Source organism: Arthrobacter sp. 01L42 (genome assembly GCF_056400005.1).
In genome coordinates this window covers 1-980 of record NZ_JBFTSL010000048.1, presented here as the reverse complement: position 1 = coordinate 980, position 980 = coordinate 1, and the positions used below count along the sequence as shown (strand labels likewise).

1 protein-coding gene is annotated in these 980 nt (G+C 67.9%); it reads left to right on the top strand.

Annotation, left to right across the window (positions count from 1 at the left end; translation table 11 throughout):
• Positions 1–980, top strand: a 980-nt coding sequence (locus tag AC1DN2_RS21315; protein ID WP_476851876.1) for an aspartate ammonia-lyase, incomplete at both ends; no start/stop codon positions are given.

Sequence of the window (980 nt, the reverse complement as noted above, 5' to 3'; positions counted from 1 at the left end):
CAATTCGTCGTCGACGTCATCCAGGGCGGCGCCGGGACCTCCTCGAACATGAACGCCAACGAGGTCATCGCCAACCGGGCCCTGGAAATCCTCGGGCACCCGAAGGGCGACTACGCCCGGCTGCACCCCAACGACCACGTCAACCTCAGCCAGTCCACCAACGACGTCTACCCCACCGCGGTCAAGCTCGGCACGATCTTCGCGGCGCGGGAACTGCTCCAGGCCCTCACCGARCTCGAAGACGCCTTCGCCGCMAARGCCCTCGAGTTCCGCACGGTGGTGAAAATGGGCCGCACCCAGCTCCAGGACGCCGTCCCCATGACGCTCGGCCAGGAGTTCGGYACCTACGCCGTCACGATCGGCGAGGACCGGCTCCGCCTGGCCGAGGCCGACCTGCTGATCCACGAAATCAACCTCGGCGCCACCGCGATCGGCACCGGCCTGAACGCCCCCGCCGGATACGCCGAGGCCGCCTGCCGGCACCTGGCCGAAATCACCGGCCTGCCGCTCGTCACGGCCGTGGACCTGATCGAGGCCACCCAGGACGTCGGCGCCTTCGTGCACCTCTCCGGCGTGCTCAAGCGGGTCGCCGTGAAACTCTCCAAGATCTGCAACGACCTCCGGCTGCTCTCCTCGGGCCCGCGCGCCGGCTTCGGCGAGATCAACCTCCCCGCGGTGCAGTCCGGCTCCTCGATCATGCCCGGCAAGATCAACCCGGTCATCCCGGAAGTGGTCAGCCAGGTGGCCTACGAGGTGATCGGCAACGACGTCACCATCACCATGGCCGCCGAGGCCGGCCAGCTCCAGCTCAACGCCTTCGAACCCATCATCGTCCACAGCCTCCACAAGAGCATCTCCCACCTCGAAGCCGCGTGCCGCACCCTCACGGCCCGCTGCGTCCGGGGCATCACCGCCAACACCGAACACCTTCGCCTCACCGTGGAACAATCCATCGGCCTCGTCACCGCCCTGAACCCGCA